The sequence below is a fragment of the Pseudanabaena sp. PCC 9330 genome, from assembly GCF_055795045.1.
The window spans coordinates 57727-84240 of record NZ_JAYFES010000118.1 but is presented as its reverse complement, the minus strand read 5'-3'; the positions used below and the strand labels follow the sequence as shown (position 1 = coordinate 84240).

Here is a 26514-nt window from a genome sequence, read left to right as displayed (position 1 = left end):
AATGTAGCCACCAAGCCAATTTAACTTCAAACTTAAAGCAAAAACCGTTTCAATTTAAATCATCTTCATTTATAGCATTCTCAAAAAGGTTTAGCTGAGTAATGCCTGGATCCTGATGCTTGAACTTTGACAACCATATCTCGTTGTCAATTTCATCCTTTTCATCTGTGTAAAAAGCCAGAACTCTATCTGATGGTGATATAGATTTAAGAAAGTCTAGTAAATTATGAGAGCATGATTTTGGCGAATAAAAATTTATTATAGGAATACAGATTTTGCGAATTTCAAGAAAATGCTCAACATGTTCTCTGGGAGCATCCTCGAAGCTTTCAAGATAACCTGGACACATGTAACCATGATATATATCCATGAGTGCATCAAATGCCAGCTCAACACCTTCGATGAAATCTTCGGTGGAAACTTGCTTCAAACTTGGAAATTGAATTAGCTGAAGCAGAACTCTAAAGAATGATGCAGGAGCGATATGGCCAAAGACTTTGGCAGCTGAATTTCTAAGACTTCCATGCTCAACCAGAAGAATTCTTTTTAAAATATCAGTTACTTCAGAATCATCTCCCACACCAAATTCAAAGTGAACTTCATTCAGTACTTCTAGTGTAACTTGCCCAATACCTCCTATCTTAAAACAATATTCTGAATCAGTCTCTAACAAAGCTCTAATAAATTCTTCTCGGCACTCCTCGTCAATGAAAATGCTTCTTAATCGATCGCTGTCTTCCTTAAACAGTAAAAACAATTTTGCAGCTTCTACTCTCACCTCTAATTCAGAATCAAGAATCGCCGTCTCTGCAACTTCGTCAACCCAATTCTCATTTTCATTTATCCAGCATTCTGGATTTTGTCGTATTGCGGATAGCACCTTTTTTCGGAAATGTTTTTCTTGGGAAAAATTGATATTGGCGGCTAATTCCTTTAGATATGAGATACTTGACTTTTGCCTTAAAAACCAATCAAGAGCCTCAAGCTTTACAAGGCTAGAATTTGAAATTGAAGCATTAGCCCAAGAATCTCGAAAAGCTGATGGAGAACTCCTTCTCCAACCCATTACCCATGTGGATACAATAAAGCTTCTTTCTCTTTCATAATAAAAATCTAGAGATGGAAACCCGTCAATGTTTCTAACTTTTGCTAAAAGAGCGGATTCAAAAAAACCTTCTGGGATCTTATCGGCAGCAGAAATCCTCCAAATTTCTCTAATTCTGATCTGGCTAATAGGAGATCCGTTTTCAGCCATCTCTTTAGCAAGTTCCGTCAAAAGAACAATTGCATCCTCCTCGCTAATTCCTTTTGCTCTTCTAATTTTTGAAACAATACTTCTCTCTTGTAAAGAATCCTCATCCAACCTTTCTGGCAACTCTAATTCAGCGTGATGCTCCATTGCAATTCTTAAAAGAAACGGATCATAAACCTGTTCATGCCCATTAGGAATCCTCACTTCGTAAGCTTGACTATAAACCTTATAAGCTTCCTCAGCTTCTCTTCGCCCATACTTTTTTATTTCTAAAACACTGCACTTAGAAGACAGTAAATTTGGGTTACTCTCTAATAGAGGAATTGAGTTACTTGTTAGAAAAGAGCTATCTGCGATATTAGAAGGATTGCCTGCATTGTCAATCAGCAACCTCTTTGCAGAATTAGCTGTAATGCTTATGACGATCTGAAAATTGTAGTCGAATATCCTTAGGCTATCTAGGTCAATAGATTTTGCGATAAGTTCGTTCGCTTCATTCCATCCATCAATAAAAATTACAAGTCTTTGCTGATTTTTTTCTAGAATATGTGAAATATTCTTGATCATTTCATGATGAGAATTTGGTTCATATAAATCCCATCCAAAATCATCCCTAATTTCCTCTAAAACCCCTTTTCTCATGCCAATAGCTGGATAAAATAGACATGGATAACCGTTTTGTAGCCTCTCTTCAATGAAGTTGCAAATAAAGTTTGTCTTTCCTACTTGAGGATGACCAAAGACAATAACTGATGAACAATCTTGTCTTAATAGCAGCTGCTTTAAATGTCGTTTTTCATCTTGTCTTTCTATGTATAGCTGGGGAATATACTTGTTTCCGCTAAAAAGATCTTCGCTCTTTAGTAAACTCATCCGATGTGAAACTTGCGAGTTGCAGAATGCCAGCAAGTTATCAAAAGAGAGGGCAATAAATTTTCTTAAAGCTTCTGAACGTAATGCAATATCATCAACGCACACACGAAATCCGTTCTGGACATATTGATGATTTTGGGGGATATATGAATCTTCTATAGATTCTTCAGTTATACTGTCAAAGATTTGTGTTTGAAATCCATTCGTGACTATAACAAATGGAGCAATGCCCCCAGTCTTGAGAAGACGAGCATATGAGATGCCTTGCTCCTTTGCATCATTGTCTAGCTCTTCATCAGGTGCCTTAACTTCAATAATTAGAAGATTTCTTCCATCAGAGCTACGCACCAAGATATCTGCACGGGGTCTGAAAATTGGCGAGTGAGGAGAATTGTTGCTAACAGAATAAATCCCTCTTCCAAGACGAATCTCAAACGAAAATTCAACCGAAATGCTTTCAGGCGTAAAGCCATGATCTACTAACCAGGTATATACAACCTTTGTTCTGATATCTTCTTCAGACAATAATGCTGGCTGATCTGACATTTGTGTGAGATGTTTGAAGTGGCATTGGCTACTTCAATTATATTGATCCTTTAGATTAGAATTTCATCTAGATTTCGTTTGATCGGTACTCCCGTCTCAGTAAACGCCCAGATAGCACGCTTCTGCTGGGGGCCATAGCTGATGTGGATAGGGCGATTGCGCCCATAAAAATACAGCGAGTCAAATGGCAGTCCTTGAGCCATGATCCAACTCACCAGTTCATTACCAGCTAGGCCGAGGATGCGGAAATCACAGGATGCCCCCAGGCGATCGCAGTAGTATCGCCCATTCCGATTCACCTCGTGGGCCATGTGCTGATCCAGGATTGGGGTAGCAATACCGTGCTTTTTCCCTGTTGCTGGGTCTTTCTTCGCCAGCCACCGCTTCAGATCCACCGAGCAAAAGCCATAGGTGAGCAAAAAGCGATCGCGCCCAAACGCCTCAATCACTGGATCAACAATGTACTGACACAATGCCTCTAGGGCTGGCAGCGTCTCCTCCAAATTCTTGGGGAACGGATCAATCTGATCGGGAAACCGCTGGTAGGTCTGCGTGCAGGTGCAGAACTCCGTCAGCGTCAAATATTTACCCAGTTGTCGATCGCCCATTGGTTGACTCCATAGGCTCTCAGCCTGGAGCCCGGCCATTTACCCATCACCCTACCCCCATCACTCCCCACCAGCGACAAGAAAATTAACCGAGGGCGCTTTCGGGGGCCGATCTGCCATTGGGGTAAATTGTAGAAGCACTCGGCTGAAAGTACTGCAAATCGGTGGTTTATAGAGGTCTGCAAAACTTCCACCCCCGGTTCGAATCCGGGTGTCGCCTTTACGGTAAACCGCTAGATTCAGCCCCCAGAGGCCCCGACCGACGGTGAGTGCAGCGCATAAGTGCAGCACTCGCCGTTTCTGTTTTGGGAGAGATGCGAGCTCACGAGTCAGCGCAAGGTATCGCCATTCGAGACTATCTACTGGCAAACGCTACGCCCGATACAACCAAACAAGTTTCGACCAACTTCAATGCCTATTAAGAATGCGTTTGCCATAGTATTGCTGGGTATCTGCCCTAGAAAAAGGAACGCTTCGCCGTAGAATTAGAGATTGTGACAGCTTGGCAAAACGCAAACTATATCCAATGGACATTGTGAACTTTTTTGAGTCGCTGACCGGCAAGTGGTTTTCTCAGCGCACTATCCACAATCTGGCAGTGCAGAGTTCGCAGGCAGGACAGTCGAATTTGCAGATTGATTTGCTGCCCGCCAGCGATGACGAACTAGCCCAGACCTGCGCTCCATTTGGTCACGATCGCAGTCAAATTGTGTGCGGTCTGCGGGTTCACCAAGACGGTCAAATTGAAGGGCAAGCCCAAAAGATCCAGGGCACTGCGCTCATCGTGTTCATGGCCCCCACCGACGCTAGCGAAGGGGTTTTGGTGCAGGCTAGTGGGCCAACGGCGCTCCAGGGAAGCTACCGGGTTGAAGACGAGGTGCTGACGATTATCACTCCCACCGAGACAGGGCAGATAGAAGAGCGACTGTGGTTTGTAAACCCCAACCTGCGCATGCGCACCAGCGTAGTCAAGGTGGGCGATCGGGAGCAAGTCGCCTCATTTTGTTCAGAGATTCGCATGGGTGTGACCAAGCCCGCTACCTGATCGCTGTAGCTACAGTTTTGGTAGTGAGTGGCGATGACGAGTAGCCCCAAGGCATCGTTGGCGATATACCTCGATCGCGGTCGGGGCTAGATAGAATGTCTCCATTGGCGGCAGAACCGAGGCAGTTGGCAGTGGTGCAGCTAAGTCGCTATGCTGCCCTGGAATGTGAGGACAAAAACGGCTATGGCAGGGTCTCAGATCGAACAGTGGAATGAGCCAGAACTCCAGGGCCACCCGTCGGTAGAGCCAGCGGCGACAGCGGCCGCCATTACCCTGGCTCCGCTGCCCCCACCACTACCTCGCCCCCGCTGGCAGCGACGGTTGGCGATCGCCGCTGGAATCGGTGCTCTAGGTGGGTTGGGCGGTCTGCTGTGGCTGGCGTTGCGGACTCCGGCCCAGCCCCACATCGTCGATATTTCACCGGGGCAGAGTGAGTATGCGATCGCCCAGGGTGAAACCCCGCTGCTGAGCTGGCAGGTGAGTCAGCCCCGCCAGCTACAGTCGATGGTGCTGCGCGGCTACGCCCCCGACGGCACCCTCACCTACGGCCCAGAAAGCTACGACCTATCTGAGGGGCTGCCGGTCAACCTGCTGCCCTACTGCGACCAAACGCCTCAGTTGCTCACCTGTCGAGACGTCAGCCTCGACCTGAGAGAGCCTGGCCAGTACCGTTTTGAGCTCACCCTAATGCCTCGGCTGACGCTGAATTTGCCGCCAGTGCAGGCCAGCAGCAGTCTGGTTACCCTGGCGGGGCCTGCCCGGCCCACGGTAGTTGAGTTGGCTCCTGACCAGGTAATTTTTTCTGAGGCAGGCACTCAGCTCTCGGCCCGCACCGCTGACATGGCCCCGGCGGTGACCGAGGCTGGCATTCGGGTCAGCTGGATTGTGACCCACCCTGAAGGTCTGCAAGATCTGCTGCTGGTGGTTAAACGCCCCGACGGCAGCACCCTGGGGGGGCGTCGCTTCACCCTGCGCGACCCGGCCAACCCGAGCCAGGTGACCCTCCCAGAGGCGCTCCAGCCCTTCTGTCAGATGCAAGAGCGGTTGATCTGTCAGGGGGTGCCCAGCGGCATGCTCGATGTCGGCCTGTATCAGTTTGAGCTGACCGCTGTGCCGATCAATCTGGGGGATGGCGAACTGCCAGCAGCCAAGCAAAGTGAGGTAGTCACCATTGAGCCGCGCCCGGTACGCATTGCCGCTTTCACGATCAACGGGCGCGAGGCTAACCCCAAATATCTGGTACCCGTAGAGCCAGGGCAGCCGATTCCGGGGTTTCAGGTGGCCTGGCGCGTAGAGGGCGGGTCGACGGCTAAAGTTGAGCTGTTGCCCTCGCCCGGCACCGTAGGATTGCAGGGATCGCTAGCCATGCCCCTCAGCCCAGCGGGCACTACCACAGTGACGCTGCGGGTCACCGATGGCCAAAATCCTCCCCTGGTCAGAGCCGTCACCTTTGAAACCTTCAACCCCCGGCCCAACCAGCCAATCATCATCAGCCCAGAGAATGGTGCTGGCAGCCGCCCTGCCGCCCCCGCGACCCCCGCGACCCCCGCCCCCGCGACCCCCGCCCCGCGCCCCCGTGATCCGCTGGGCGAAGGCCTGCGCGGTCAGGGTGCCTCCGAGGGTGGCCTCTCAGATCTGCAAAACCGTCCTCCAGAGGAGCTAGATTTGCAGTTTTAGACGGCAGTACCCTTAAGAAGGCAGGGCGATGGTAAGTAAAGCGTCTGACGCTAGATCTCCTGGGGCTGACTATAGTGCTGCCCTGCGATCGCTGATGACCCAGGCCAACATTGCCAGCTACCGATCGCTCAGCCAGGTTAGCGGCAGCTCCAGATCGGCCATTGATGCCCTACGTCGGGGGCAGGTGGGGCAACTGCGACTGACTACCCTCCAACGGCTGAGCCAAGCTCTGGGCATCTCCCTCGAAACGCTAATCAATCGGTTTGGCCCTGGGGCTGAAGACCCAAATGACCGAGGCTCGACCGACCCGGTAGACGCCCTGCGTCAAGAGTGCGATCGCCTCCAACACCAGCTCGCCACCCAGGCTAAAACCGTGCGTCAGCAGGTGCAGCAAGAGGCGATCGCCCAGCTAGAGTCTTGGCTAGTGCAGTGGCCCACTGCCGCCCACGCCGCTGCCCAGCGCGACGATTTGCCCGCCCATCGGCTGCTGCCCCTGGTGCGCCCTATAGAAGAGCTGATCGATCGCTGGGGCGTGGTGCCCATCGAAGCCGTCGGCGCTGAGGTGCCCTTTAACCCTCAGATTCACCAGCCCAAAGCCGGCGGTGTGGCCCCAGGCCAGCGGGTACGAGTGAGTCATGTGGGCTACCGCCAAGGCGATCGCCTGGTGCACCGTGCCAGAGTTGTCCCCGTCGACCCATAACGGCTACGCTTTTCCTCTACCGCCCTGCCCCCAGAGGTGAGTTCCCCTCCTGGGATAGAAAGTCGGCAAAGATTGATCAAGAGTCGATAAAGTTTTAGATTTTCTTTTAATTTCCTACGGAATTTGGGCCGAGACATGGGAATCTTATGCAGGGCAAGTCGTAACCGGGCAAGCCCATCCCCTAACATAACCTTCTATACAGACCCCCACCTTCTAGCTGAACTGTTTATATGAGAATGACTCCCGGCCCTAATCTAGGGGCGGGAGTCGTTCGTTGTCGGGCATGGTTTAGCGGCCCATCAGGCCGAGATCAAAGCCGTGAATCTTTGGTTTTCCTTAAGGCCATCTGGCTCGATAGCCAAATGTAGTTTAATGAGCACAATTCCCAATACGATGTGTCCAATGTTATTCCCCCCTGAGCCGCAGCTGCCGTTGTCTCCCCGAGCTAAGCGAGTGGTGCAGCAGGTCGCTGCGATCGCCGCCGTCGGGTGCTTGCTGGGGTTAGTGGCGCTACGCCTGGGGGTGGCCCCATTCTGACTGCACCTGAGCTGCATGCGAGAAAATACCTTTCCCCAGCGAAAAAATAGGCTGACTGCAATCAAGTCAGCCCACAGTTTTGGTTCCTCAATGTACCCAATCTGACGCAGAAGTTTACAGCGGCAATGGGCTCTTCAACCTGTTTCGTAGCGAGGTTTCCCCGTGCTCTAGGGCTGGTAACCGCGTAAAAATGCAGACAAATAAACGTTAAGTGATTCCGTAGACCGGTAGTAATCTATTGGCTTGAGTCTAGGATAATGATGAAAATTAAAAACTCAGGCGTCACATGGACTCTATCAAAACCCAAGTCATTCTTTTGACGAATAAGATTGACGCCCTGCATCAGATGATTGATCAAGTCAATGATCAGGTTGCTGCGCTAATTGCCACTCAAGCTTGCGATATTGATGAAAAAGAACCCAAAGTCGCGCGCTTTGCCTATGGTAATGCCCCCCGGCAAAGCTTTAGCAGGTTAGATAGCGTCTGTGAGCACAAAGATATTCTGCTCGACAGCAGCTATCTCGACTTAGACCGCCAAAGTACTGAAACCAACTTTTCTCCCGATGTGCAAATTCAGCGGCTGACGGCTCAGCTTACCGCTGCCTACAACCGCATTGCAGCCCTTGAGGAGCAGCTCCTGGCTTCGCGGGTGCACTAGACCTGAGGCCAAGGCTTGAGCCCAAGGCAGATCTATCGTCTTTCACGCTAATCTGGCTTGCTAATCTTGAACATAGGGCTCGCCCGCGCTAAGCGCCGCTTCGGCTCGCATAAACTCTCGCCCCAGGTAGGCCGCATGGTCGAGATAGCTAATGGGACAGGGGTTGGCAGGGTCTTCAAAAATGGCCATACAGATCTCTTTAGCGGTACGCCCGCTATAGGTAAGGGTGGGCACACGCTCAACAATGCCGCGCACGGGCAAAGGTTTGCCGGTAACTGGATCGCAGGCTAGGCCTTTGTCATTGATGATGTTGGCGAAGTGCTTGGCGCAGATCAGCCCCTGCTCGGTGTCGAGGTAAATCAAAAAATAGCCGCTGGGGTCGAGCTCGATGTAGCGCTTTGAGAGCTGGTCGTCTAGGGCTTGGCGCTGGGCTTTATCCATAGGTTGGGCGCTGGCAGGGGTGGGGCTGGCGGGTAGAGTCATAGCAAAAACAGGGCAACGATCGACCCCTGGAAAGACACAGGGTCTCCTATCCTAGCGCGACCGGTCAGCCCTAATCACCTGAATTGCCCACCGTAGCCCGGTTCGCCCAAATCTAGGGCAATTTTAGGGGGAGGTCAGCGTTGATGGCGTCGATCTCTTTTTGTTCTAGCTCATTGACCTCCCTGATGTAGCGAGTCAGCAGGGTTTGTAGGCGGGGCTCGTAGAAACGGTGCAGACTATAGTTGCCCAAGGCCGGAAAGCCCCGTCGCTTTTTGTGGCGGCCCCCGGCACCGGGGTCAAAGAGGGTAATGCCGTGGTCGATCGCCCACTCGATCGGCGCATAGTAGCAGGCGTTGAAGTGCAGATTGTTCATTTCTAGGGTCGATCCCCAGTAGCGACCGTAGAGGCGATCGCCCTTAGTTAGACAAAACGACATGCCCACTGGGTGGCTGTTGTCATGATTAGCATTATCTTCACGGTAGGCGGCAAAAAACACCGTGCGGTGGCGGTAGTCGTGGTGAATCAGCTGAAAAAACTTGCGGGTCAGATACTTGCTGCCCCACCAGCCAAACTTGTCGCAGGTGTCGGCATAGAAGTCGTACATCAAGTCGCACAGGGGCCTGCTGATGGCGTCGCCGGTCAGCGCATCTAGCCGCAGCCCCGCCGTTTCCATTGACTTGCGCTCGCGTTTGATGTTGCGCCGCTGGTTGGCGTTAAACATGCCTAAGTAGTCGTCAAAGCTCTGGAAATTGTGGTTTTGCCACACGTAGCCGTGGTGCAGCCACTCCGAAAACCCCAGCTGGGTCATGGTGGCCCGCCACTGGGGGTCAACGTAGAGAAAGTGGCAGCCCGAGATGCCGTTGCGATCGCAGAAAGCATCGATCGCCTCCACCATGGCCATGGTTACCGCCCGCTCGTCTTCGCCCGGGGCAATCAAAAACTGGTAGCCCTCCGCCGGGGTAAAGGGAGCCATGCCCAGCAGCTTGGGGTAGTACTGCACACCCAGACGCTCCGCCAGGTCGGCCCACTGGTGGTCAAACACAAACTCGCCGTAGCTGTGGCCCTTGAGGTACATCGGGGCCGCCCCCACCAGGGTGGTGCCACGATGCACCGTCAGATGGCAGGGCAGCCAGCCCGTATTGGCCCCGACGCTGCCCGATCGCTCCATATTGTGCAGCCAGATCCATTCTAAAAATGGCGTCGCTAAGGGCTGGGCCAGCTCATCCCACACTGCCTCGGGCACCTCCTCAATGTGGCGAATCCAGGTGGCGGTCAGGGTTGGCACAGCGGGGTAGCCCATGGGGGTCAGTTAGTAGAGAACGGTTATTCTCCAGGGTAGAGGAATTTATTCTCGGGTGCAGGGCCTGACGTAGGTTTTAGCCGTTGCCGTCATTGCCAGAACGGTATCGCCAGAACGGTGAGGAAATGCTCTACATCTCTGGAGCAATGGCGCTCTTCTCAGAGCCAAAGGGCGGCAAAGGCAGCACCCGATAGTGCAAAAACACCTCATCTGCGATCGCCCGATGAGACAAGAGCTGCAACCGAGGAGCTGCCGCCGCCAAAAAACCCTCGCCATCCACCGGGGTTGGCGCTGGGGCACCGCCCAAGATAAGCGGGCACAAGGTGATAAAAATTTCGTCGATGCAGCCCCAGCGCATCAGCTCTGCGGTCAGCCCGCCGCCCCCCAGCAGAGCCAGAGTATGTATGCCCTGCTGGTAAAACTGATGCAAAATCCAGGGCCAATCCCAGGGCTGAGTTTTAGCTTCAGGCATCGCCCAAACCCTGCTGAATAAATCCGATGCTATCCATCGCGGAGCATTAGTCTGGGTCGTCACCAACCCCCGAGGCACCGGCTGCTGAAAATACCGACACCCCGGATCGAGATTCCCTGAGGGCGACCAGACGATCTGAATCGGCTGATCGGGCCGGCCTTGCCCCCGCCGCTGGGCCAGCAGGTCTGGGGCACGCACAGAGAGGGTCGTGCCGTAGGCCCGCAGAGTACCACCGCCAAACAATACACCATCGACCGCCGCTACCTGCCGCTCTAGGTGAGCTAGGTCGGTCGGTGACGAAAACCGAGCGGCCCCGCGCTGGACATCGGCAATTTTGCCATCCAGGCTCATGGCCAGCACCAGAGTGACGTGGGGAATGGGCCGGTCAGGGGCGATCGCCAACGGTCAGCGCCAGAAACTGCAAACCCTAGTTTACCGATGCCTCGACCAGGGCGGGCTGGCCTTCGCCTAGATCCCAGCTGCTGTGGCATTTCCAGCTTTGGTTGGTGAGCTGCTGATAAAACCGCAGTTCCCACTGGGTGGGGGTAGTCCAGTCAATGGTGGATTTGGCCTCGGCAAATACGGCCTTGGCTTGCTTGCGGTTAGATCCGTAGACTAGGGGCAAGCCCAGTTCGTCTTGAATGCGGAGGGGCGTCTTGCGGGTGGGCGACTTGATGGTACAGGCAAAGTTCACCATCACCTGCTTTAGCCAGGGAGAGGTCAGGGCCAGGCCGCTCCACTCGGGCTTGGTGACCATGCCCTCTAGGGTGACCACCGGCGAGGGGCGGGCTTTGAGGCCCCGGTTGTAGGCGCGATCGAGGCTGCGGGTGTAGATCGGGGCGGCTCCAGACTGCTCTTCAAAGCCGTCGATCAGCATGCAGCAGGCGTCTGGGCCTTGATCGATCGGGGCTGCTGTTTCTCGGTGATCAGCCAGGAACCGCTTGATCTGTTCGGCCAGGCTTCCGGTCGGACAGGCGTAAATTGCAAATTTGGTCATTGGGTATTCCCAGAGAAACAACGAGCTAGGAGTACGGCAGCGTACCTACTCTAGCCCCCTGGCCAGATAACAGACGCTAGGGATAGAGGCAGGACGACAACTACACCTCTACATAGCAGCTTAGGCGATGAATTCCCGATTGCTGTTAATAGGGCGTTATTATTTACTTAAGAATTTGCCCCTCTCTATCGCTGGGGCGCGTCAAAGGCTCGTTCGATATAGTCTTGCAGCACCAGGTGGCGACCATCCTCCAGAGCTAGGCTTGCTGCCCTGGTAGCCGACGCTTGCCCTCGGCGATGGCAAGCCACTAGGGCCACATCAAAACGGCAGGTAGCCTCGGCCCACTGGGGCTGCTTTAACAAATAGAGCTGGGCCGCTTTCCAGAGCTTGGTCTGTTTGCTACGGGTGATGGCCATCAGACCGTAGGCATCCCAGTTGCCCTGGCTGCGGGTTTTAACCTCCACAAAGGCAAGCTGGCCGCTCCCGTTAGCAGGGCCTTGGGCCATGACTAAATCTAGCTCGCCCCAGCGGCAGTGCCACTGGCGATCGCACTGTCGCCAGCCCTGACTCTCCAGCCAGTTGGCCACTAGGGTTTCGCCCAGGGTGCCCAGTTCGGTTTTGCCGATTTCAGCGGTCATGGGTAGCGGCTCCGGGAGATGCTTCCTTTAAGCTTCCCAGTCCAGCAGGCGTTATCCCATCACCCTCACTGGGCCTGCCCCCCATCTGCTAGGGGCTATTCGCTCAGAAAAGCCCCTAGCAGATGGTCCCAGCCATAGCGTAAACTTCACCGTAAAACTACCGTAAAAGACAGTTGAGCCCCCTGGTCACGCCACGGCTAGAACTGGGAAAGGTCGCTGGCCAGGCCGTAGCCAGGCTGAGCAGGGGACGGGCTATAGGGCGGCGTGTAGGCGGAAGGACGATACACCTGGGGCTGAAGGGGCTGGGGCACGGGCGCTTGGGCCAGCTGCTGCTTGACCTGGTTGAGGTCTTGATTGAGTTCGCGAATGCGGCGGGACAGCATGCGAATGACGTTGACGGCAATGCCGGGGGTTTCGTCGATCGCATCGTAGAGCTGCTGCTGGGTCAACACCAGACAGGTGCAGGGCTCTAGGGTGGTGACCGAGGCCGAACGCGGCTCGGCGTCAAACACCGACATTTCGCCAAAACAGTCGTCTTTGCTGAGTTGGGCGACTTCCTGTTCGCCGAGGCGGACGCTGACTCGCCCCGACACCATAATGTACATCGATCGCCCCTCTCGCCCCTGGGTGATGATGGTGTAGCGAGCATCGTAGAACACCTCTTCCATCACCGAGGCCAGGCGCACCAAAAAGTCATCCCGCAGCTCTTTAAAGATGGGCACATTGCGGACAAAGAGTAGTCGTTCGACGCTGTTGAGCATAGCTGCTGTTGAGCTGAGAAAGGCGGTAGAAACACTGGCCCCGGCGCGGTCAATGGGCCGGGCTAGCGGGGGAAGCTCGGCTCCAAATTATAGACGGAGATCAGTTGTTTAACCTGGGCTAGCACCAGGCGATCGGTGTCTTGCCGCATTAGGGGCAGCAGCTCTCGCAGGGCGCGGGGCGAGGCCACCGATAGGTAGGCGATCACCGCCTCGCGCACAAACCCTGTGGGGTGCTGCACCAGGGCGAGGGTGTGCTCGGCGGTGAGGTTCCACCGCTGCACCCGCGCCAGATGAAAACAGCAGGCGATCGCCCAGTCAGACATGAAATAGCGCAGGTCGAGCAGCTGGCGCAGACGATCGCGGGCGGGCAGCGGTGTGTAAGAAATTAGCTCTGTAGAAGTGGATAACAGTTTGAGCTTATCGGCGGCGGGGCGGCGATCGACCAAAATTAAGATCGACCGTTTACAGGCGACATCGAGCACGTTGTCTAGAATCTCGACCCCCCGCGCCCAGCTCGACACCGGCCCGTTGAGGCTGACCTGGGCGGCCTGCACAGCGTTGGCCGGTGAGATAAAGCGCAGCAGCATAAACAGGCGCTCGGTAGCGTCGTTCTGTAGATCGATGAGGGCCTCTCGCAGCAGGTCAGCCTCGGTGCCGACCACCTGGCTCGGACCTAGATCGATCTGGGCGGCCAAGAGCTGTCCGGCGAAGGCCAACTCGGTGTTGAGCAGGCTCTCAATGCCGCTGCGGCCCAGCATGCGATCGAGGGCACCGTCGATCAGCGGCGATCGCTTGACCCCGGTCTCTTGGTAGAGGCTGAGCAAAATGCGCAGTATGTGGCGGCGGGTGTTGCCCCAGGTGGTGACCAGGTTCTCGATTAAAAACTCTAGGGCGGGCAGGGTGCCAATGTTGCCGATGACTTGCCAGGCTTGGTTGCGCAGCCCCTCGGGCCGGTAGCCATCTAGAGCTAGATCCTGAAGCATCGGCAGCGCCTCATTGCCCAAGCGGGTGAGGGCACCCACGGCAGCTTCGCGGGTCGATTTATACTGCAATGCCCGCAGCAGCGAAGGGTAGTACTTTTTGTACTGAGTGGCGGCGATCGCCTCTAAAATAGCTCGCCGCACCCGCAGTGATGGGTCTTGCAGCAGGTCGTCAATGTAGATGCTCAGCGACTCCATGTAGTCGGCCTCGCCGAGGGCACGGCAGCCCATCACCCGCTCCCGCTCTTCATCGTGCACCAGCATCTTGCGCAGGGTCGCCGTGGCCTCGGCCCGCTCCTGGCTGTTGCCCTTGCGCAGCATCAGCGATGCCGCCGTGCCCCGCACCACCGCATCGACCTCGGGCTGTAGGTAGGGGCGCAGGTCGTCAATGTTAAACTGCGCCTGAGAAAGCCAGACGTAGCGTAGGGCCAGAGCCAAAATATCCGGTGACTGGTGGGGCACCCTGAGCAATTCCTGCACCGGTTCGATATAGCTGCTGTTGGGGTGCTCTAGCATGGCCTCCAGACTCTGCCGCTGCAGCCCTGGGGAAAGCTCTCCCAGGCGGGGAGCCAAAATTTCGCCCAGATTTTTGGGGTCAATGTGGCTGAGCAGCTCAATGCACGATCGCTTGTCGGCCTCTAGCCCCGGCTGCTCTAGCTGCTCGACAAAGGCCCGCTTGAGCACCCGCAGGTTGGCGTCAGAAAAGCCCAGCAGACCGCGCTCTGCCCCCTGCACTAGCAGGTTTAGATAGCGCGATCGCAGCATCGCCAAAATGCCAAACCACACCACCGCCGCCACTATTGTGCCCAGCAAAAATAGCCGCGCCTGGGTCAGTTTTTCGGTCATGCCCAGGCGATTGCAAAGCGCAATGGTGAACAAAATCGCCACCCCTGTACCCCCCATAGCCAGGGGTTCGGCAATGCCACCTACCCACGACTGCACCATGCTGCGCACCCGGTCAGGAATCGGCTGAAACAAAATAGGTCGTACCGTCGCCACCAGGGTGTAGCGCAGCCATTCATCAAAGAATTTCAGCACCACCAGGCCAAAAAATATGGCTGTCGCCCCCATGCGGACCGGATAGCTGCTGATCAATGTGGTCAGCCCGATAACGACAATGATCGAGGGCAAAATCAGGGCCACCTTAAACACCCCCTCTCGCTCGATCAGGCGGCTAGAGGTAAACCACTGGGTGCAGAGCTCGATCAGCCCCAACAGACCGCTAAACACCCCCAAAAAAACGGCAATGGTTTCTACATCCAGACTGGTCTCTAGCTGGCTAAAAAATTGAAACTCAATGGAAAACAGCAGCATCTGGGCCAGCACAAAAAACGAAAACAGCAGCACCACGTACTGCCGAATTGGCCCCTGAAGACGCTGGCGCGATCGAAAGCTCTCCGTCGACTCCGCATCTTCTGCCTGGCGACGGGGCGAGTCAGGAAAGGCATGCTCATAGTTGCGGCTGAGGTGGTACAAAATAACCGCCCCGATCACCATCACCACAAACGACAGCAGCAGCACGTTGGGCAGCCCCACCAGCCGCAGCAGCACATACACCGAAAAACCGCTGATCACATCGGCCACCAGATTGCCGCTGCTAATAATGGGAAAGGCCCGCTTGATCTCGCGAATGTTAAACAGCTGGTTGGCGGTCACCGACAGGTTGAGGTCGTTGAGCCCGTAGATCGCCTCAATCCACAGCCGCATCGAAAACACCATGGGAGCCATTAACCACTCCACCGACAGCCCCCAGCGAAACCCCAAAATTGGCACCGCCATTAGCAGCGCAATGATCACAATCACCCGCCGCAGCGGAAACAGCCGCTGCAACCAGGAGTACACCACGCTCAGCCCCAGGCCCACCCCGGCGCTGAAAATATAAATCCAGGGCAAACTAGCCGCCCCGTACTCGCCCAAAAATAGCGCTGCCGAACTCACCTCCAGCCACAAAATGCCCATGGAGGTAGCGGTGTAGGAGGCAAACATGAGCAGGGTGCGCTCTTCCTCCCCAGGCCTGAGATTAATGAGGTTGAGCAACCGGCTGCGGAGAGACTGAACTTCTTGGGTCGGGCCAGATAAACTCATACCAAATGCAGTGACGGTAGGCTCCATAAGGATACCCAATCTGGCGACTTCGGCAGGGTGGTCAGCCAGCTCCGGGCAAATCAGAGCATCTAGCCCCTCCAAAGCCCCCTGTCCGCCGGGAAATTACCGAAAAAACTTCCCCTCGCCAGGGGCGCGCAACATAACTTGTTAGTCAATTCAGTGTTTATGCCTACTTAGCTGAGCTGCTATGGCGAGTAGGGCCAAATCTCTTGAGTAACCTCAGGTATTTTGCCGATTCAGACCTAGGCTGACACCCGTAGATTGAGGGTAAGGCGCATTAGTAGTCCACTGGCCTCGTTGAGGTTAGGTTCTAGCTAGTCAATTCTGGGTAATTAAGTTCTGGCTAAATTTGGAGTGAGCGTCATGGCCAAGATATTGGTGATCGAAGATGAAGCCGGGGTGCGCGATAGCATCGTCGATCTGCTCAACGCCGAAGACTTTATCGTCGACAGCGCTGCCAACGGCAAAGAGGGGCTGCGACAGATTCGCGACTTTCACCCCGACCTGGTAATCTGCGACATCATGATGCCGATGCTCGACGGCTACGGTGTGCTGGAGCAAGTGCGGCAAGATGCGGCGATCGCCACCCTGCCCTTTGTGTTTCTCAGCGCTAAGGCCGATCGCACCGACTTTCGTCGCGGCATGGATCTGGGTGCCGATGACTATCTGACCAAACCCTTTACTCACGACGACCTGCTGCGTATGATTCACACTCGCCTGGGGGCCCAGAGCGCCGTCAAGCAGCAGACCCAGCAGCAGCTTAGCGCCCTCCGCGACAGCATCAGCACCGCCCTGCCCCGGGAGCTGGGGGGGCCCATGCGTGAAGTGATCACGCTCTCAACGACGCTGATCGAGCAGGCCTACCACCTTGCCCCTGAGCAGGTGATTACCCTGGTCAAGGCAGTTCAGCGCAATGCCCAACGGGCAAACCGACTAACCCAAAACGTGATGCTGTTTGCCAAGCTGGCTCGACTCAACCCCGAGACCGCTGCCGAGGGCCACCGCCAGCACACTGAGGGTGCCGACGAGGTCATTATTGCGATCGCCGAAGCCCTGGCCGCTGAGTATCTGCGCGACGATGACCTAGAGATCTCCCTAGATTCGCTGACTGTACCGATGTCTGAGGCGCAGCTGCGCAAGGTCTGCGAAGAGCTCATTGACAATGCCTTCAAGTTTTCCCCCATGGGCACCCCGGTGAAGGTGTTTGGCTCCTATGCCGATGGCAAGGTGACCTTCTATGTGATCGACTATGGCCAGGGCATGACCGCCGACCAGATTGCCCAAATCGGTGCCTATCTCCAGTTTGATCCAGAGGCCGAGGCCTCCGGCACGGGGCTAGGGCTGGCGATCGCCAAACGCCTCGTCGAGATCAACCGGGGGGAGGTGATCATCGAAAGCATTCCTGGCCAGCAGACCATTGTACGGGTAGCTTTGCCAAGTTGATCAGTAAGGAGTGGGCAGCAGGGTAAAACTCACAACTTCATGATTTAATTTATTGCCCTACCCCCGATTCATTCTACCAACGTCCAAGTCCACTGCATCTCATTCCACTGCATCGAGTCTAGGGTGTCGACCACCCACTCTCACCATCAGGGCTTTTTAGTAAAAAAGGGGAGGTGTGTCTCATGGGCAGCCCAACCCACCTCATGCATCTAAAGCAAAACATCGAAAATTGGAACCGCTGGCGTAGTGAAAATCCTCATATTCAGCCCGACTTAAGTGAAGCTTTTCTGTGTGCTGCTGCCCTCAGTGCGGCTAACCTCAGCGCAGCCAATCTGCACCGGGCCGATTTGTACTCCGCCGATCTATGGGGGGCCGATCTGAGCCTGGCCGATGGGCGAGAGGCTCACCTCAGCAGCGCCAATCTCTGCAATGCCAATTTGGTGGGGGCAAACTTGGCCGAAGCCGATCTGCTCAGCGCCAATCTTACCCAGGCCGACCTGCGACAGGCCAATCTACACGGCGCTAACCTCAGCATGACCAATCTCACTGGGGCTGACCTTGCCGGGGCTGACCTCACTGGTGCCAACCTCAAAGGTGCCAAACTGACGGAGGCCAACCTCACCCAGGCCCGCCTGACCGGTGCCAATCTGACTGGCATTATGGTTACCGACCTTGATATTGGCTTAATTGCTACTCTGCAACGGGTGACTTGCGACCATATCTACGTGCGATCGTGTGTCAAGCAGGCTGACCCTTGCGCCAAACCAGCCAACACCTACACCACCTGCTTTCGGTCGGCGCTACATTTGTTTTACGAGCGTCTTGTCACCGCCTGTGACGATGACAGCCTGCAAATTTATCGCGTTAGCTGGCCCTCCACAAGTGTGGCTCCAGGGCCAGATATCTATCTGCAATCGGTCGAGCGCCAAGACAACGGCGACCTGCTGGTCAGGGTGGGAGTACCCAGCCTGCAAGCTCAACCCGAGATACCGCTTGAAAAGCGCCATGTACAGCAGCTCTTTAGCACCCTGGGGCGGGGCGACTACTATCGCCACCAGCTGCAGATGAGAGAAAAGCAAATCGCCACGGTGCAGCGACAAAACGATGAGCTGCTAGAGCTGCTCAAAGCCATGAGCCGTAAAAACGTTTACGTGCAATCAGTTTCTGTTTTGGAGAACAACATCATGACGGGTGCATCTAAGTACGACCTACGCGGTGCCAACATTGGCAACTTTGCCGACACCATTGAAGCGGGTGGTCAGCAAAAGGCAGTGCAGCACAATGATCACGGGATGGATACGGTCTCTGACTGGGATATTGTGGTGCAGATGGAAGAGCTGCTAAAACAGCTGGCGACCCAGGCCCCCCAGGTGCCTGCCCACCAGCGCCCCCAGGTGGTTGCCAAGGCGATTCAAAAAAAGGCTCGGCTCAGCCCGGAGTTTAAAACTCGGCTGCGGGCGGCGATCGAGGCAGGCAGCGGTGAGCTGCTGCGGGTATTTACCCAAAATCCTTACATCAGTATCCCGACGGCGCTAGTCAAAGGCTGGGTGTCGGCAGCGTAAAGGGTAGAGGTTTAGGGCCGCAAATCTCCGGTTCTTGGTAAGACCCAGAAATTTTTTGGGCATGACACCGAATCTGAATTCCATACAGTCAAACGGCCTCCTGCCAGCACCCTACAGCCAGCCCCAGATGGGGCAGCCTAACGATAGTTGGTAAACTGCACTGCCACGGGCCAATCTTCCTGCTTGATCAGCTGCATTGCTTGCTGTAAATCATCCTTAGACTTGCCCGTTACTCGTACGGCATCGCCTTGAATAGCGGCAGTCACCTTCTTCAAGTTGTCGCGAATGAGTTTGGTGATCTGTTTGCCCATCTCTTGCTCGATGCCCTTTCTGAGGGTGACGACCTGGCGTACGCGGGTGCCGCTGGCGGCTTCTACCTCACCGTACTCAAAAATTTTCAGCGATAGATTGCGCTTGGCTGCCTTTTGATGCAGCAGATCTTTGACCGCGTCCAGGGTCATGTCGCTGGCGGTCTCAATAGTAATGGTGCTGTCTGCCAAGTCGATGGTGGTTTTGGTGTCTTTGAGGTCGTAGCGGCTGGTGACGTCCCGCCGGGTTTGGTCGAGGGCGTTGACCAATTCTTGGCGGTCGAAGTCGCTGACGATATCAAAGGAGAAGCTAGAAGCCATGGGTGCCATCGAGTATCTGCGCACCAATAGACTACATCAAGGCCGACCGGCAGCTCAAGAAATAAAGGGTAAAGGTGCTCAGGTTGGCGACGGCAAACATCAGCGATCGCCCAATTGGCACATTGAGAATATAGGCCACTGGGTACAGGGTGCGGGCGGTCAGATAGGCGATCGCAGCCCCCAGCGCCAGCCCCGACTGCTGCTGGGTGACGTAGGCCATCAGCGCTGCCGGAGCATACAAAATCATCGACTCAAAGGCATTCTCATGGGCCCAGGTAGCCCGCTGGGCGTAGGGTGGCAGCTTAGACAACATAGCCCGAGGCGCGGCCTGATCGTAGCCCACCATAAAGCGCCCGTAGCCCACGGCAAAAAAGGGCAAATATACCAACACTGCAGCCAGCCCAATGCTGACGAGCAAAAACCCCGGCATAGTAAGCAAAGACGCCATGGCAAAACCTGATAAAAAATCTGTCTAACTATGGGTTCATGGCGGGGACAAATCCTTGGGCACAGCAGCCAGAGCCCTCCCTCAGCCAACCCCCAAGCCTAATCGAAGTAAAACAGCGTCACAATTTTGCGCTGGTCTTCGGCATCTTGGCAGGTTTTGAGCAGGGTGGTGCTGTCATGGAAGGCAAAACAGATCAGCTGCTGACAGCGAGAGATGATTTCCTGATTACACACTGAGCTGGCCTCCGCCAGAGACAGGGTGTCGTTGGCGGGGTTCTCTACTAGATGCATGACCTGCTCAAGCTGGTCACGCGACTCCTGGGGCTGGCGGGCCAGGCTCTGGGGCAAAATCACCGTGAGCAGGTTGGGGTCGGCCTTCATAGCCCCCTTGATGGCGGCAAAGTTGGTGCCCGTTGCTCCAGAGGTGATGATGCGGTTGCCCCCCAGGGCCAGAGCGTAGGTCATCAGCTCAATCAGCTGCTGGTGGGTAATGGGCACATGGCGCGACCCCAAGATGGCCACACGCTTAGACCCCGACTGTTGAATAGCCGCGAGTTCCTGCAAAAACGTGTCGACTTTAGAGGATTCGAGCGCTTCAATGGACTGACTCAAAGGCTGCACCGAATGCGAGAATAACGCGCTTTATTGTATCAGAAGGCGAGGATATCAGATGCCTCAGGTAAAGCCTCGCGGCGGCTACCGGAGTAGCCTCGCTAGCTGGTCGACACCGGCAGGCCCAGATCTAGCAGGCTGAGCAGCCGATCCATGTCAAAGTGGGCGGCAATCAGCTCTTGAATACACCGCACCTTAATCGGCTCATGGAGCCGTACCTGACCAAACAGCTCATCGATGCGCTCGACCGTAGAGAGGGTGTCAGAGTCGACCGAGACAATGGGCACCTCTAGGTCGGTGGCCCGCTCCAAAATTTCAGGCGTGGGCGGAATTTGCCCGGTCAGCACCAGGCACTGAGTGGAGGTCTCTAGGGCGGCAAACTGAATGTCGGTGCGATCGCCCCCGGTCACCACTGCCATATTTGTCGCCTTGCGAAAGTAGCGCAGGGCCGAGTTGACGTTCATCGCGCCAATGGTGAGGGTTTCGACCATCAGGTCGAGGCGGTTTTTGCAGCACAGCACCTCGGCATTGAGGCGAGCCACAATCTCTCGCACGGTAATGCTGCGCATAATGGGCGATCGCGGCAGCAGCGCCAGCACCGGAATGCCTCTGCTCTCCAAAAAGGGACGGGCCAAATCACTACAGACCTCCACCGCATCGGGGGGCACATCGTTGATGATCACCCCGATCAAGCGCGACCCCAGCTGAGCCTTTGCCGCCAGCAGACGATCGACCACCAGCAGCGAATCATAGCGAGTGACCAGCAGCACCGCAGCGTCAATATCTACCGCCATATCGGCGACCGACAGATTGAGCAACGTGCCCTCGGTCAGATTGCCCGGCCCCTCCAGCAGCACGAGCGTTTCGCCGCTGTGCTCAGTGTAGGCCTGTAGGCTGTGTTGGCTCGGCGCTTGGCCATGGGCCATCAGGCGATCGGCCACCGTAGCTTCGGTCAGCGACACCGAGGGAGGGTAGTACCGCGAGGCAGGCAAATGGAACGTTTCAACAATAAAGTCTAGGTCAGGGTCTTTACCGTCGCCGTTGATGGCGCTCCCCAGGGGCTTGCCAAAGCCAATATCCATTCCAGCCTTCTGGAGCTGGAGCCCAATACCCAGCAAAACCGCCGATTTGCCGCTATAGGCCTCGGTTGAACCAATCACTAACCGCTTTGCTGAACTGGGCACGCTGCAAATCCTCCGTGGGGGTAATGCACTGATAGCTTACATCCAGACTTCCAAATTGCGGCGGAACCTGATGTTGCTATAGCTACCAGTAAACAGCCACCAGTGGACAAAATACCACCCCCATTCCGCTCCTCACCCTCTGCCCAGGTCAACTCTACTCAATGTCCTAGGCGTCTTCTGACAGCAAATAGTTTCCCCAAGCGTGGGCAGTGCCTACCCTACAGCGGCTCCAGTCGCTGAGAACTTACCTACCAGGAATATCCATAACCGTCTACAGACTCAATCGTCTAGGCGCAGCAGCTTGCGATAAAAACTCTGGGAAAAGTCTGCCGGTCGCTTGTGGCGCAGGGCCACAATCACATCAAACAAAAAGTCGACAAACTCAAAGGTCGCCATGGTGATCTCATAGCTGAGATCGGTGTCACCCTCAAACTGCATCCGACAGCGGGTTAGGTCGGCGGGCAGCATCGACACATTCCAGGTCGCCACAAAGGAGATGCTATCGGCCCCCTCAATCTGCCGTGCTCCCTCCAAATTGCCCTCTTTATATAGAGCGATCGCGTAGGGCAGGGCGTTCTTTTTGTTGCCCTGGTAGTAAGGCATGTAAACACTGATATCCTGCTTGCCTGCGGGCTGGATTGCCTCAAACGTCAAACTCATGGGTCTGGCCTTAGGTCGAGTTTCCACAAACGATCGGTTTTGGGATCGTGGGGGCGATCATCGGAGCTAGTCGCTAAGGATATAAGATATCCAACTTAGCAACCTAGTTAGCCGATAATTTCTCCATAGGGCTAGCATTCCCCAGGAGAGTCTCAGGAGCATCACCAAAAAAATCTACAAAATCAACGATGATAGACCTAGGCCGGGGGGCACGCTTAGACAGTGCTGCTTCTCCGAGCTGGCAATCCAGTCGTCCCTGTTTTTTATTGTGCCTCTCCCCAGTTCATGGCTGATTATCCTGACCCATTGCCTCCTAGACGTTTTTACACCCCTCTAGCTGAGCTAGAAATCGAAGACTATCCAGGGTTTGCAAACCGTCGGGCTAAGGCCGCCTTAACCTTGTCAATGCTTTGGGGAGGAACGGTGCTACTGCATTTGGTGTCGTGGGGCAGTTGGCTAGTGCTGGGCCTGACAGCGGTGCTCGCCACCTATGCTCTGCGAATTTTGCTGGCCCGTCCGCTGCTGCCACTCCAGGCTCTACCCACCGGGGAAGGAACCCCGCCCTCGCCGTCAGGGGCGGGATGGCCCTACGTGTCGCTGCTGGTGGCCGCCAAGAATGAAGAGGCCGTCATCGAGCCCCTGGTCACAGCTCTCTGCCAAATCGACTATCCCACCAGCCGCTACGAGGTTTGGATTATTGACGACAACAGCACCGATGGCACCAGTCAGCGGCTAGAGGCTTTGACCCATCGGTTTCCGCAGTTGCGGGTGCTGCGGCGCAGTGCCGGGGCCAGCGGCGGCAAGTCGGGGGCGCTCAACCAGGTATGGCCTGACACTAAAGGCGACCTGATTGGCGTGTTTGATGCCGATGCCAGGGTACCCCGAGACGTGCTGCGCCACGTAGTACCCATGTTTTCCCAGGTCGAGGTGGGGGCTGTGCAGATGCAAAAGGCCATAGTCAATCGGGCCAAAAATCTTTGGACCCGGGGCCAACAGGCCGAGATGGCCCTCGACAGCTACTTTCAACAGCAGCGCATCAGTCTGGGGGGCGTGGGCGAACTGCGAGGCAACGGGCAGTTTGTGCGCCGCACGGCCCTAGCCCAGTGTGGCGGCTGGAATGAGGAAACCATCACCGATGATCTTGACCTCACCCTGCGCCTGCACTTTAGCGGTTGGGAAATTCAGTTTTTGCTCAGCCCTGCCGTGGGCGAAGAGGGAGTTGAGCGGCCCCTGGCCCTCTGGCACCAGCGCAACCGCTGGGCCGAAGGAGGCTACCAGCGCTACCTTGACTACTGGCGGCTGATTGCCCAACATCGCATGACGCCGGGCAAAACCTTTGACATGGCGGCGTTTTGGATGATTCAGTACGGTTTGCCCACGGTGGCCCTGCCAGACTTTGTCATGGCGGTGTGGCGCCATCGCCTGCCGCTGTTTTGGCCAGTGTCGAGCTTGGCGTTGACCCTGTCGATAGTGGGCATGTTCTGCGGACTGCGGCGCACTCGGCAGCAGTCGGTCTGGGTGAGCGGGCTACAAACGCTGTGGGGCAATGTCTATATGCTCCACTGGCTGGTGGTGATTGCAACCATGACGATGCGGCTGGCGGTGCGGCCCAAACGGCTGCGCTGGGTCAAAACCACTCACATCGGCAGCGATGAAGACTTGCAGGCTGATTTACTCTAGGCTAGTAGTGCTGACTTTTCTGCGATCGCGCTTCTATGCCCTGGTTTGTCAAAATTGAGAAAGGCGTTGTCGATAAAGCCGCCTTTGACCAGTTTGTGCCCGCCCACATGACCTACGTCAAAGGCCTGATCGCCCAGGGTCACCGAGCTAAAACTGGCTACTGGGCCGAATATGGGGGTGGTATGCTAGTGTTTTGGGCTAGTTCTATGGAAGAAGCCCGCGCCATTGTAGCTGCCGACCCGCTGATTACCAACCACTGCGTCGAGTACGAGCTGCACGAATGGCGGGTGGTGGTTGAATAGGGTCAAAGGGTCGAATAGGGAGAATGCGCTGTGGCTGACTCAAGTGATGGATACAAAATTGTCAGCGATAATCGCCAGGCCCGCCACGAGTACGAAATTCTCGAAACCTATGAGGCGGGCTTAGAGCTTATGGGCTCTGAGGTCAAGTCAATTCGCCAGGGTAAGGTCAACCTGCGCGACGGCTACGCGTTGATCCAAAATGGGGAGCTCTGGTTGCACAACGTGCACATTTCTCCCCATACCATGACCAACAAGGCCTATAACCACGAGGCCAAGCGCACCCGCAAGCTGTTGTTACACCGCGATGAGATTCGCAAGCTGATTGGCAAAGTTGAGCAAAAGGGGCTGACCCTGGTACCGCTCAAGCTCTACCTCCAGCGGGGCTGGGTCAAGGCCACCATTGCCCTGGCGAAGGGCAAAAAACTCCACGACAAGCGGGAGAGCCTCAAGCGCAAACAAGAAAAACGCGAAACCGATCGCGCCTTGAGCGGTCGAGACTAGAGAGATCACGCCAGACCGACCAAACGCCAGACCGACTAAGAATTAGACTAGAATACGGCTGAACCCAAAATTAGAATGTCCTTGAGGATAGGCTCAGTGCTGCACCGAGTTAAACTCGGGAGCTGTGGTTTTCCTACAGGCAAAACTCCACTTCTGGACTGGCCATGCTTGGGCTTGGATAGGGTTTATCGATCAGCGCCTGGGATCTCACTACTGTTTGTAACGCCATCAACCTATGTTTTTAGACGAACTAACGCCATTTATCCAAGAGCTGACGACCCATCCGGCGGCTTTTCTCGGTGGGTTAGCCTCTGGCCTACTGCGACTCAACCTCGCCGATGACCCGGTCAAAGGCTGGTTAAACACCCAGGGTGCCGACCTCTCGGGGTTTGGCGGAGCTACTACCGGCACCAACTCCCGCAATGGCAGTGCGCCTCAGAGTATTGCCATTGATTGACGCTATAGACTAACCGGGTAAAACCACCCGCTGAGTGCTAGGGCGTGTCATCAATTCCAATCGATACCCTTGTGGAGCAATCCCTGCCACGCCCGTCCCAAACAGCAGGCTAGGGGCTGGAACCTCTGATCTTTGGGCTATACGCGACTCATTGATGACAGCCCCTAGATTGCCTGGGGCACTAGTTCATTGACCCAGGCCTTGACCCGATCTACCAGACTCTGAATCTGAGCTGTTGGTCTTGCGCCCTTGTCTATGCCTAGGGTAGCGGTGTCTAGAGACCTGTGGTAGTTGGCTAGGGCACAGTTCCAATCGCCGCGCAGATGATAGGTGCGGCCCAATTCAGCATAGACAAACTCGGGCAGATGGCGAAACATCAAGGCTTCTTCTAAACAGTCGATGGCGCGATCGAAGTGACCCATTTGCCTGAGGGTGACGCCGAGATTGATTCGGGCGCGGCTGTTGAAGGGGTTTAGATCGATGGCGCGTTCGTAGTCATCGAGAGCAGCGGCCCAGTCGCCTAAGGCCGAGTGACACAGGGCGCGGTTGTTGTAGGCCTGGTCAAGATTTGGGGCTAGATCTACCGCCTGGTCGCAGTCGGCCAAGGCGGCCCAGACTTGGCCTAGCCGCAGGTGAACGAGACCGCGATTGCTGTAGTGGGCGGCATTCTCGGGCTGGTGGTCAATTAGCGTGGTCAAAAGCTGGAGCGCCTGGGGGTATTGCTGAAGCCCAACCGCCGCTGTAGCTAAGCGGGTCAGAGTATCGTCAGCGGTGGCGATACCCTCTGGCGTCGACCAGGGCGTCTGGGCTAAATCAGCATGGTCAGCAGATGGCCCAGGGGAGGGCACATTCTTTGGTGGGAGTAGGCAAACAGCCGGTTGGTGAGGGCGGTAGATGTGCATGGTTGTGTCCCTGTAAGGTTTGGTGTGCTCATAAACCGTGGCGCTAGCCCCGCAATAAACAATGCCAATGACGACCAGCACCTGCTGACCAGTCTGGAGCTAATGAGCCTGGGGGCTAGATGGGAACTTGATAATAGAGTCTCACTTCTGCCCCAGTCGCCTACCTGGGCCTGTGGCAGTTATCGAGTTGGCTACCCCTAGCGTGGTGGCCTAGAGTAAGCGACAGAACTGTTGTCAGGTGCATGCGCTTAACCGATGCCGCTATAATCGCATCCCCAGATTGAGGGCTAAACCGAGAAAAAACGGAGGTTAAATCTGCAATTTAGGGGGTAATCAACCAGATAGCGCCGCAGTTTACGCAAACCTACGGAGACTGTGGATGTAGTTTCATGTTTTTTATAAAGACTTTGTCACCACCTGGTGGTTTGCCCAGTCTAGGGGGCGATCGCCATCGGTAGATTACCTGAGGGGGGCATCATTTTTGGTCAAAAGACTGCACCCA

At 55.4% G+C, this 26514-nt stretch carries 26 protein-coding genes; 11 read left to right on the top strand and 15 right to left on the bottom strand.

Annotation, left to right across the window (positions count from 1 at the left end; genetic code table 11):
- Window positions 1-49: 49 nt before the first annotated feature.
- Both AC0QKW_RS24510 and AC0QKW_RS24505 read right to left on the bottom strand, forming a co-directional pair.
- Complete coding sequence (locus tag AC0QKW_RS24510) at window positions 50-2671, bottom strand: type I restriction enzyme HsdR N-terminal domain-containing protein (protein WP_473153736.1); 2622 nt, start codon at window positions 2669-2671, stop codon at window positions 50-52.
- A gap of 50 nt (window positions 2672-2721) precedes the next feature.
- Window positions 2722-3279, bottom strand: coding sequence for a hypothetical protein (locus AC0QKW_RS24505; protein ID WP_473153735.1), 558 nt, complete (start codon window positions 3277-3279; stop codon window positions 2722-2724).
- 526 nt (window positions 3280-3805) lie between these two features.
- Here AC0QKW_RS24505 and AC0QKW_RS24500 point away from each other — a divergent pair.
- The 5 genes from AC0QKW_RS24500 to AC0QKW_RS24480 all read left to right on the top strand — a co-directional run bounded on the left by AC0QKW_RS24500 (window position 3806) and on the right by AC0QKW_RS24480 (window position 7896).
- Window positions 3806-4324: a phycobiliprotein lyase gene (locus tag AC0QKW_RS24500; protein WP_473153734.1), complete on the top strand. Its 519-nt coding sequence runs from the start codon at window positions 3806-3808 to the stop codon at window positions 4322-4324.
- A gap of 183 nt (window positions 4325-4507) precedes the next feature.
- The gene (locus AC0QKW_RS24495; protein ID WP_473153733.1) at window positions 4508-6001 is read left to right on the top strand and encodes a hypothetical protein; all 1494 of its coding nucleotides are present in this window, start codon (window positions 4508-4510) and stop codon (window positions 5999-6001) included.
- Window positions 6002-6029: 28 nt separating this feature from the next.
- Window positions 6030-6701, top strand: coding sequence for a helix-turn-helix domain-containing protein (locus AC0QKW_RS24490; RefSeq protein ID WP_473153732.1), 672 nt, complete (start codon window positions 6030-6032; stop codon window positions 6699-6701).
- 402 nt (window positions 6702-7103) lie between these two features.
- On the top strand, window positions 7104-7238 hold the full coding sequence (locus AC0QKW_RS24485; RefSeq protein ID WP_473153731.1) for a hypothetical protein: 135 nt from the start codon (window positions 7104-7106) through the stop codon (window positions 7236-7238).
- Window positions 7239-7524: 286 nt separating this feature from the next.
- The gene (locus tag AC0QKW_RS24480; RefSeq protein ID WP_473153730.1) at window positions 7525-7896 is read left to right on the top strand and encodes a hypothetical protein; all 372 of its coding nucleotides are present in this window, start codon (window positions 7525-7527) and stop codon (window positions 7894-7896) included.
- A 60-nt stretch (window positions 7897-7956) separates the two neighbouring features.
- On the opposite strand, the gene AC0QKW_RS24475 is transcribed toward AC0QKW_RS24480, so the two are convergent.
- The 7 genes from AC0QKW_RS24475 to AC0QKW_RS24445 form a co-directional block, all read right to left on the bottom strand.
- The gene (locus tag AC0QKW_RS24475) at window positions 7957-8337 is read right to left on the bottom strand and encodes a DUF4346 domain-containing protein (protein ID WP_473153752.1); all 381 of its coding nucleotides are present in this window, start codon (window positions 8335-8337) and stop codon (window positions 7957-7959) included.
- A 154-nt stretch (window positions 8338-8491) separates the two neighbouring features.
- Complete coding sequence (locus AC0QKW_RS24470) at window positions 8492-9679, bottom strand: GNAT family N-acetyltransferase (protein ID WP_473153729.1); 1188 nt, start codon at window positions 9677-9679, stop codon at window positions 8492-8494.
- A gap of 130 nt (window positions 9680-9809) precedes the next feature.
- Complete coding sequence (locus tag AC0QKW_RS24465) at window positions 9810-10553, bottom strand: RibD family protein (protein WP_473153728.1); 744 nt, start codon at window positions 10551-10553, stop codon at window positions 9810-9812.
- Window positions 10554-10578: 25 nt separating this feature from the next.
- Window positions 10579-11148 carry a hypothetical protein gene (locus AC0QKW_RS24460; RefSeq protein WP_473153727.1) on the bottom strand — a complete coding sequence of 190 codons (570 nt, stop codon included), beginning with the start codon at window positions 11146-11148 and terminating at the stop codon, window positions 10579-10581.
- A 185-nt stretch (window positions 11149-11333) separates the two neighbouring features.
- On the bottom strand, window positions 11334-11786 hold the full coding sequence (locus tag AC0QKW_RS24455) for a YraN family protein (protein ID WP_473153726.1): 453 nt from the start codon (window positions 11784-11786) through the stop codon (window positions 11334-11336).
- A gap of 197 nt (window positions 11787-11983) precedes the next feature.
- Window positions 11984-12547, bottom strand: a complete 564-nt coding sequence (locus AC0QKW_RS24450; RefSeq protein WP_473153725.1) for a Crp/Fnr family transcriptional regulator — start codon at window positions 12545-12547, stop codon at window positions 11984-11986.
- A gap of 62 nt (window positions 12548-12609) precedes the next feature.
- On the bottom strand, window positions 12610-15612 hold the full coding sequence (locus AC0QKW_RS24445; RefSeq protein ID WP_473153724.1) for an MFS transporter: 3003 nt from the start codon (window positions 15610-15612) through the stop codon (window positions 12610-12612).
- A gap of 384 nt (window positions 15613-15996) precedes the next feature.
- Here AC0QKW_RS24445 and AC0QKW_RS24440 point away from each other — a divergent pair, with 384 nt between their 5' ends.
- Both AC0QKW_RS24440 and AC0QKW_RS24435 read left to right on the top strand, forming a co-directional pair.
- A complete protein-coding gene (locus tag AC0QKW_RS24440; RefSeq protein WP_473153723.1) occupies window positions 15997-17076 on the top strand; it encodes a hybrid sensor histidine kinase/response regulator in 1080 nt (359 codons plus the stop codon).
- A 182-nt stretch (window positions 17077-17258) separates the two neighbouring features.
- A complete protein-coding gene (locus tag AC0QKW_RS24435; protein WP_473153722.1) occupies window positions 17259-18638 on the top strand; it encodes a pentapeptide repeat-containing protein in 1380 nt (459 codons plus the stop codon).
- Window positions 18639-18775: 137 nt separating this feature from the next.
- Here AC0QKW_RS24435 and AC0QKW_RS24430 read toward each other — a convergent pair whose 3' ends face one another.
- From AC0QKW_RS24430 to ebsA, 5 genes are all read right to left on the bottom strand, one after another.
- Window positions 18776-19267 carry a YajQ family cyclic di-GMP-binding protein gene (locus AC0QKW_RS24430; RefSeq protein WP_473153721.1) on the bottom strand — a complete coding sequence of 164 codons (492 nt, stop codon included), beginning with the start codon at window positions 19265-19267 and terminating at the stop codon, window positions 18776-18778.
- A gap of 31 nt (window positions 19268-19298) precedes the next feature.
- On the bottom strand, window positions 19299-19715 hold the full coding sequence (locus AC0QKW_RS24425) for an MAPEG family protein (RefSeq protein ID WP_473153720.1): 417 nt from the start codon (window positions 19713-19715) through the stop codon (window positions 19299-19301).
- 98 nt (window positions 19716-19813) lie between these two features.
- Entirely contained in the window at window positions 19814-20326 is a 513-nt protein-coding gene (locus AC0QKW_RS24420; protein WP_473153719.1) for a DNA recombination-mediator protein A, read from the bottom strand.
- A 101-nt stretch (window positions 20327-20427) separates the two neighbouring features.
- On the bottom strand, window positions 20428-21510 hold the full coding sequence (locus tag AC0QKW_RS24415) for a phosphotransacetylase family protein (protein WP_473153718.1): 1083 nt from the start codon (window positions 21508-21510) through the stop codon (window positions 20428-20430).
- 279 nt (window positions 21511-21789) lie between these two features.
- On the bottom strand, window positions 21790-22164 hold the full coding sequence (gene ebsA, locus AC0QKW_RS24410; RefSeq protein ID WP_473153751.1) for a type IV pilus biogenesis protein EbsA: 375 nt from the start codon (window positions 22162-22164) through the stop codon (window positions 21790-21792).
- A gap of 291 nt (window positions 22165-22455) precedes the next feature.
- On the opposite strand from ebsA, the gene AC0QKW_RS24405 reads away from it, so the two are divergent.
- The 4 genes from AC0QKW_RS24405 to AC0QKW_RS24390 all read left to right on the top strand — a co-directional run bounded on the left by AC0QKW_RS24405 (window position 22456) and on the right by AC0QKW_RS24390 (window position 25110).
- Complete coding sequence (locus tag AC0QKW_RS24405; RefSeq protein WP_473153717.1) at window positions 22456-23850, top strand: glycosyltransferase family 2 protein; 1395 nt, start codon at window positions 22456-22458, stop codon at window positions 23848-23850.
- A gap of 35 nt (window positions 23851-23885) precedes the next feature.
- A complete protein-coding gene (locus tag AC0QKW_RS24400; protein WP_473153716.1) occupies window positions 23886-24152 on the top strand; it encodes a YciI family protein in 267 nt (88 codons plus the stop codon).
- 30 nt (window positions 24153-24182) lie between these two features.
- The gene (smpB, locus tag AC0QKW_RS24395; protein WP_473153715.1) at window positions 24183-24653 is read left to right on the top strand and encodes an SsrA-binding protein SmpB; all 471 of its coding nucleotides are present in this window, start codon (window positions 24183-24185) and stop codon (window positions 24651-24653) included.
- Between the two features lie 235 nt (window positions 24654-24888).
- A complete protein-coding gene (locus AC0QKW_RS24390; protein ID WP_473153714.1) occupies window positions 24889-25110 on the top strand; it encodes a ssl0294 family protein in 222 nt (73 codons plus the stop codon).
- A gap of 164 nt (window positions 25111-25274) precedes the next feature.
- Here the strand turns inward: AC0QKW_RS24390 and AC0QKW_RS24385 are convergent, their stop codons facing one another.
- The gene (locus AC0QKW_RS24385; protein WP_473153713.1) at window positions 25275-26012 is read right to left on the bottom strand and encodes a tetratricopeptide repeat protein; all 738 of its coding nucleotides are present in this window, start codon (window positions 26010-26012) and stop codon (window positions 25275-25277) included.
- Between the last annotated feature and the right edge of the window lie 502 nt (window positions 26013-26514).